This window comes from Synechococcus sp. H60.1, assembly GCF_047462335.1.
GTDB lineage: Bacteria > Cyanobacteriota > Cyanobacteriia > Thermostichales > Thermostichaceae > Thermostichus.
Genome location: NZ_JANSJA010000052.1, coordinates 33,377 through 40,500 on the forward strand (window position 1 = coordinate 33,377; position 7,124 = coordinate 40,500).

The window sequence follows — 7,124 nt, forward strand, 5'->3', positions numbered from 1 at the left end:
GAAATCACCATGGCTGAACTCCTCTCCCCCCCTGAAGCTCTGCCCGCCTTGGAGGCCTGGTGGGGATCCCTGCGGCAGGGGCAGACGGCGTTGCCCGCGGCGGTGGTGCACCGCTGTTCTGAAAGCCTGGGCAGCCGGGATGCCGATGTGGTGATTGCCGGCGGCACCCTGGGGATTCTCCTGGGGGCAGCTTTGGCCAAGCGGGGCTGGCGGGTGATCCTCATCGAGCGGGGGAGCCTGCGGGGGCGAGAGCAGGAGTGGAACACCTCCCGGCAGGAGCTGCAGGTGCTGCTGGAGCTGGAGCTGCTGACGCCGGCCGAGTGGGAGGCGGTGCAGGTGACCCACTACCCCCGCGGCCGCATCGGCTTTGGGGAGGGCCCCACCTGGTGGGTGGAAGGGGTACTGAACGTAGGCGTGGATCCGGTCAGCTTGCTAGAGTTCCTCAAGCAGCATTTTCTGGCCTGGGGGGGCCAGGTGCGGGAGCAAACCGGGTTTCTGGGCGCCACGGTCCACCCCGATGGGATCTGCATTCAGACCACCACCGGCCAGCTCAGCGCCCAACTGCTGCTGGATGCCATGGGGCACCGCTCCCCCATTGCAGCCCAGGCCCGCCAAGGGCAGCCGCCGGACAGTGTCTGTCTGGTGGTGGGATCCTGCGCCCAGGGGCTGCCGGAGCAACCCACTGGGGATCTGTTCTACAGCTTTACCCCCGCCCAGGAGGGCTACCAGCCCTTTTGGGAGGCCTTCCCCGCCCGCGATGGCCGCACCACCTATCTCTTTACCTACTGCGACCGGGATCCCCGCCGACCCAGTTTGGAGAAGCTCTGGCAGGACTACTGCCGGCTGCTCCCTGCCTACCAGGGGGCCGAGCTGGCCCAGATCCGCTGGGTGCGCAAGCTGTGTGGCGTCTTCCCCGCCTACCGCCGCAGCCCGCTACAACTGCCCTGGGATCGCCTTTTGGCGGTAGGAGACAGCAGCGGCAGCCAGTCGCCTTTGAGCTTTGGCGGCTTTGGGGCGATGTTGCGCCATCTGGATCGCCTGCAGCAGGGGATCCACGAGGCGCTGGTGCAGCGGCAGTTGGAGCAGGCGGCCCTGGCCCTGCTGCAGCCCTACCAGCCCAATTTGGCGGTAACCTGGCTTTTTCAAAAGGCGATGATCCCTCCCTTGGGAGAGAAAAACTGGGATCCCAACAGCATTAACCGCCTGTTGAGCAGAGTGTTTGCAGCCATGGTTGCCGCCGGCCCCCAGGTGGTGCGGCCCTTTTTGCAGGATGTGGTGCAGTTTGGCGGCTTGGCCCAGGCACTGTGGGGGGTGATGAGGCAAGATCCAGCCCTGGTGGCCGCGCTTTTGCCCCGGCTAGGGCTGCCGGAGCTGGTGGCCTGGGCGGGCCACTTTGGCGCCCTTGGCCTCTACGAGCTCCTGCAAAGGCTAGCCGACCGCCTGGAAGGGGCCCCGCAAGACTACTTCTGGAACCGGCGGCGTGAGGCCTGGCGCTACGGCTGCGGTCGGGATGGCTGGCTGTAGACCACCACCCCATAGGGCGGCACCTCAACGGGATCCCCTTGGTTTTTTGCCGGCAGGGAGGATCCCTGGCCCAGCCACTTGGCGTCGCCGCTATCTAGAAGCTTCTCCCACCGGCCGTTGGGCCATGGGGCGTAGGTGGCTGCTTGGTCGGAGCTGAAGTTAAACAGGGCCAGAACGGCTTGGGATCCCTGCTGGCGGTGCAGGGCCAGGCCGCTTGGAGCAAACAGCTCCACCCCCACCGAACTCCGCTCCAGGTTTTGCAGCGGCGGCAGGGTCTTGCGCAGGTGAATGAGGGTTTGGTACCACCGCCGCAAGACCTGGTGGTGGCCAGCAGTGCCCAGCTCCCAGTTGAGCTTGGAGCGCAGGAAGGTCTCTTCCGCTTGCGGGTCCGGCACCTCCCCCTGCCAGGCAAAGGCGCTGAACTCGCGGCGGCGTCCCTGGCGCACCGCTTCCACCAGGTCGGGATCCCCGTGGCTAATGAAGTAGAGAAACGGGGCCACCTCCCCATACTCTTCCCCCATAAACAGCAGTGGCAGCATGGGAGCCAGCAGCAGAGCAGCGGCGGCCAACTTCAGGCCAGCGAAGGAGGTGAGCTGGCTGAGGCGTTCCCCCAGCCGGCGATTGCCCACCTGGTCGTGGTTTTGGATGCAGATTACAAACTGGGAGCCTGGCCTAGCGAGAGCGGAATTGCCGTGGCGGCGGGCCCGGTAGCGGGAGTACTGGCCGGAATAGACGTAGCTCTCGCGGTAGGACTTGGCCAGGTGCTCCAATTGGCCAAAGTCCTGGTAGTAGCCTGTCTTTTCTCCAGTAAGCAGGGTGTGAACTGAGTGATGGAAATCGTCGCACCACTGGGCATCTAGGCCGTAGCCCCCTTGCTCGCGGGGGGTGATGAGGCGGACGTCGTTGAGGTCGCTTTCGGCTACCAGAACCCTGGGCCAGCCCGTGCGCGCCTCCAGGGCCTCCACCCGCTCTGCCAATTCCTGCAAAAAGGGGTGGGCGCTGAAGTCGTAGATGGCATGCACGGCGTCCAGCCGCAGGCCGTCCAGGTGAAACTCCTCTAGCCAGTATTCGGCATTTTGCAGGAAAAACTCCCGCACGCCGTCGGAATAGCGGTCGTCGAAGTTGAGGGCCTCCCCCCAAGGGGTGCGGTACTTGTCGGTAAAGTAGGGGCCAAAGTCCCGCAGGTAGTTCCCCTCCGGCCCCAGGTGGTTGTAGACCACATCCAAAATGACAGCCAAGCCCTGCTGGTGGCAGGCATTGACCAGCGCCTTCAGGCCCGCTGCTCCTCCATAGCTAACCTGCACGGCATAGGGGTAGACGCCGTCATAGCCCCAGTTGCGCTCCCCCGGAAACTGGGCCACCGGCATGAGCTCCAGCCCGTTGACCCCCAGCTCCACCAGTTGCGGCAGGCGGGGGATCAGGGCGGCAAAGGTGCCCTCCGGGGTAAAGGTGCCTACATGCAGCTCGTAGAGGATCCACTGGGAGAGCGGGATCCCCTTCCAGGCTTGATCCTGCCAGTCGAAGTGGGGATCCACCACCCGCGAAGGGCCATGGACGCCGTAGGGCTGGCAGCGGGAAGCCGGATCCGGCCGCTCCACCACCCCCCCTGAGGTGTGCAGGCGGTAGAGGTAGTCCACCGGCCCCGGTGGGATCCCCTCCACTTCACCCTGCCAGTAGCCTTGCCCATCCTGGGTCAGAGGGATGACCTGTTGGACGGGGCTAATGACTTTTAGCTCCACGTGTTCGACCAAGGGCGCCCACACCGAGAAGCGGTAGTGGCCCTGGCCGCAGGGATAGGCGCCAATCCGTTCGACCTGGGAACGCTGAGAGGAAGGGGAACCCTGAAGCACGAAACCCACCTGCACAACTCGGCTTCCACTATAGCGAGGCTTGCTCCCCCAGACATTCGAGGCTCAGGTCTTGGGGTGGGTTGCCGGCTCTTCCCTCTGCCATAGTGGAATTAGCCTTTCGCTGCTCCGTCCCTATGCTTCACTACCCGCCCAGCCATCCGGATCCCACCGTTGTCGATGTCTACCATGGGCAGCCGGTGCCGGATCCCTATCGCTGGCTGGAGGATCTGGATTCTGAGCAGACGCGGGCCTGGATCGAGGCGCAAAACCGGCTAACTTTTGACTATCTGCAGCGGATCCCGGCGCGGCAGCGGCTTCTGGAGCGCCTGACCCAACTTTGGAACTACGAAAAATACAGCCAGCCCTTCAAAGAGGGCGGCCGCTACTTCTACTTCAAAAACGACGGCCTGCAAAACCAGAGTGTTCTCTATACGCAAGAGAGCCTGGAGGGCGAAGCCCGGGTTTTGCTGGATCCCAACACGTTTTCGGAAGACGGCACTGTAGCCCTCTCAGGCATTGCCATCAGCCGCGACGGGCGCTACCTAGCCTATGGCCTCTCCCGCTCCGGCTCCGACTGGCAGGAGTGGAAGGTGCGGGACATCGAAACTGGAGAAGACCTGCCGGATCACCTGCGCTGGATTAAGTTCTCTGGGGCCAGCTGGACACGGGATGGGCAGGGATTTTTCTACAGCCGCTACGACGAGCCACCCCCCGGCAGCGAGTACGAAAGTACCAACTACTTCCAAAAGCTCTACTACCACCGCCTCGGCACCCCCCAGTCGGAAGACGTCTTGATCTATCACCGCCCCGACCAAAAAGAGTGGGGCTTTGCTGGCGGGGTTACCGAAGATGGCAACTACCTCATCATCTCCGTCTGGCGGGGCACGGATCCCAAAAACCTCCTCTTCTACAAAGACCTACGGGATCCCAACTCGCCGGTGGTGGAGCTCATTTGCGAGTTCCAGGCCGAGTACAGCTTTGTTGGCAACGACGGCTCCCGCTTTTGGCTGCTGACGGACTTCCAGGCTCCGCGGCGGCGACTGGTGGCCCTTGATCTCGACAACCCAGGGCACCTGCAAGAGGTGATCCCTGAGGCTGAGGAGACCCTGCAAGGGGTTAGCCTCATCCACAATCAATTTGTTGCCTTCTACCTCAAAGACGCCCACACCCAGATCAAGACCTTTGCCCTAGACGGCACCTACCAGGGGGAGATCCCTCTGCCGGGTCTGGGATCCGCCAGCGGCTTTGCTGGCAAGCGCTACGACACTGAGACCTTCTACACCTTCACCAGCTTCACCACCCCGCCCACCATCTACCGCTACGACTTCACCACTGGCAGGAGCACCCTCTTTCGCCAGCCCCAGGTGGATTTCGATCCCCGCGCCTATGAGGTGCAGCAGGTGTTCTACGCCAGCAAAGACGGCACCCGCATTCCCATGTTCCTTGTCCACCGCCGCGGCCTAGCGCGGACAGGGGATCACCCCACCTTGCTGTACGGCTACGGCGGCTTCGGCATCTCTCTGACCCCCAGCTTCTCGGTGGGCCTGGTGGCCTGGTTGGAGATGGGAGGGGTCTACGCCCAGCCCAATTTGCGCGGCGGCGGCGAATATGGGGAAGCCTGGCACCAGGCGGGCACCAAGCTCAACAAGCAAAAGGTCTTCGACGACTTCATCGCCGCGGCTGAGTGGCTAATCGCCCATGGCTACACCAACCCCTCGAAGCTGGCCATCGCCGGCGGCAGCAACGGCGGCCTCTTGGTGGGGGCCTGCCTGACCCAGAGGCCGGATCTCTTTGCCGCGGCCCTGCCCGCTGTGGGGGTGTTCGACATGCTGCGCTTCCACAAGTTCACCATCGGCTGGGCCTGGGTCTCGGAGTACGGATCCCCGGACAACCCCGAGGAATTCAAGGCCCTCTACGCCTATTCCCCCCTGCACAACCTCAAACCCGGCACCGCCTATCCCGCCACCCTGATCACCACAGCGGATCACGACGACCGGGTGGTGCCGGCCCACAGCTTCAAGTTTGCTGCTGCCCTGCAGGCGGCACAGGGGGGATCCCAGCCCATCCTCATTCGCATCGACACCAAAGCCGGCCACGGAGCCGGCAAGCCCACCAGCAAGCTCATTGAAGAGACCGCCGACCGCTGGGCCTTTTTGGTGCAGGTGCTGGGGATCCCCGGGGATGGAAGGGGAGTTAGCGAGCTTTAGGGCCCAGGCCCACCCGACCGGCATAAACGGCTGCTTCCCCCAGCTCGTCTTCGATGCGCAGCAGTTGATTGTATTTGGCAATGCGCTCGCTGCGGCAGAGGGATCCGGTTTTGATCTGGCCGGCGCGGGTGGCCACCGCCAGGTCGGCGATGGTGGTGTCTTCTGTTTCGCCGGAGCGGTGGCTGATGATGGTGCGAAAGCCCGCCTGAACGGCCAGTTGCACGGTTGAGACGGTCTCCGTCAGCGTGCCAATCTGGTTGAGCTTGATCAAAATGGCGTTGGCGGCGCCGCTGTCGATGCCTTTCTGCAGCCGGGCTGGGTTGGTCACAAACAGGTCGTCCCCCACCAGTTGCACCCGCGATCCCAGCCGAGCAGTCATGGCCTGCCAGCCGGCCCAATCTTCCTCCGCCAGCCCATCCTCTAGAGAGACGATGGGGTAGTTGGCCAGCAGTTGTTCGTAGTAGTCCACCATCTGCTCAGCACTGCGGGCTTTGCCCTCAAAGTGGTACTGTCCATCCTGCAGCAGCTCGTTGGCGGCCACGTCCAAGGCCAAGGCAATGTCTTCCCCCGGCTTGTAGCCCGCCCGTTCAATGGCCGTCATCAACAGATCCAGAGCCGCTGCGTTGGAGGGGAGATCGGGGGCAAACCCGCCTTCGTCCCCCACCCCAGTGGACAGCCCCTTCTGCCGCAGCAGTTGTTTTAGCGCTGCAAACACCTCCGCCCCATAGCGCAGCGCCTCGCGAAAGCTAGGTGCCCCGCTAGGCACCAGCATGAACTCTTGGATATCGAGGTTGTTATCGGCGTGGGCACCGCCGTTGAGTACATTCATCAGGGGTACCGGCAGCAGGTTGGCAAAGGGTCCACCCAGGTACCTGTACAAGGGCAGACCCACTGCACTAGCAGCCGCCTTAGCCGTGGCCAAAGAGACCACCAAGATGGCGTTGGCTCCCAGTTGCGACTTGTTGGGGGTGCCATCCAGATCGATCATCAACTGGTCGATGCGGGCCTGGTTGAGGGCATCTTCTCCCTGCAGCTCCGACTGGATGGGGCCAAGAATGTTTTCCACCGCCCTCAGCACGCCCTTGCCGCCGTAGCGCTTGGGATCCCCGTCCCGCAGCTCATGGGCCTCAAAAGTGCCGGTTGAAGCACCACTGGGCACCTGGGCCAAGCCGGTGGCCCCATTGGCCAGGCCCACCAAAGCTTCTAGGGTCGGTTGCCCACGGGAGTCGAGAATCTCATGGGCGGTAATCCACTCGATGGCCGTTTCCACAGTTGCACCTCAGCAATTGGCTAGACAGTTCTGGCCAAAGCCAGATTGCCAATAGACTAGTGGATTTTCGCCCCCGGATCCCTTTGGCTTCCGGAAAACTTTAACGGGCACAGGCGGCACCGCTCTCTCGGCCTGGGCCGCGCATGGGCTCAGAGCGCCTGAGCTGTTGGCTGTTGAGGTGCTTTCCAAGGGGTTGTTTCGCCACCCGCTTGCGGGGACAATGGCTGGGATCCATCTAGGCCGGCGGGAAAAGCCAGAAAGCTCGCTGCCCAA

The 7,124-nt window shown here is 63.4% G+C and carries 4 protein-coding genes; 2 read left to right on the plus strand and 2 right to left on the minus strand.

The features are described from left to right. Nucleotides 1–9 precede the first annotated feature (9 nt). Nucleotides 10–1,524, plus strand: a complete 1,515-nt coding sequence (locus NW852_RS02845) for an FAD-binding oxidoreductase (RefSeq protein WP_414371926.1) — start codon at nucleotides 10–12, stop codon at nucleotides 1,522–1,524. On the opposite strand, the gene treZ is transcribed toward NW852_RS02845, so the two are convergent. Next, nucleotides 1,494–3,374 carry a malto-oligosyltrehalose trehalohydrolase gene (treZ, locus tag NW852_RS02850; protein WP_414364063.1) on the minus strand — a complete coding sequence of 627 codons (1,881 nt, stop codon included), beginning with the start codon at nucleotides 3,372–3,374 and terminating at the stop codon, nucleotides 1,494–1,496. The two genes, NW852_RS02845 and treZ, sit on opposite strands and share 31 nt — an antisense overlap. Before the next feature lie 134 nt (nucleotides 3,375–3,508). Between treZ and NW852_RS02855 the strand changes: the two genes are divergently transcribed. Then, on the plus strand, nucleotides 3,509–5,581 hold the full coding sequence (locus NW852_RS02855) for a prolyl oligopeptidase family serine peptidase (protein ID WP_414371930.1): 2,073 nt from the start codon (nucleotides 3,509–3,511) through the stop codon (nucleotides 5,579–5,581). Here NW852_RS02855 and eno read toward each other — a convergent pair. Next, complete coding sequence (gene eno, locus NW852_RS02860; RefSeq protein ID WP_414371932.1) at nucleotides 5,568–6,851, minus strand: phosphopyruvate hydratase; 1,284 nt, start codon at nucleotides 6,849–6,851, stop codon at nucleotides 5,568–5,570. The two genes, NW852_RS02855 and eno, sit on opposite strands and share 14 nt — an antisense overlap. Between the last annotated feature and the right edge of the window lie 273 nt (nucleotides 6,852–7,124).

Excerpts from the sequence above, each read along its gene's own strand:
- NW852_RS02845 (WP_414371926.1), top strand. The coding sequence starts at position 10 with ATGGCTGAACTCCTCTCCCCCCCTGAAGCTCTGCCCGCCTTGGAGGCC.
- NW852_RS02855 (WP_414371930.1), top strand. The coding sequence starts at position 3,509 with ATGCTTCACTACCCGCCCAGCCATCCGGATCCCACCGTTGTCGATGTC.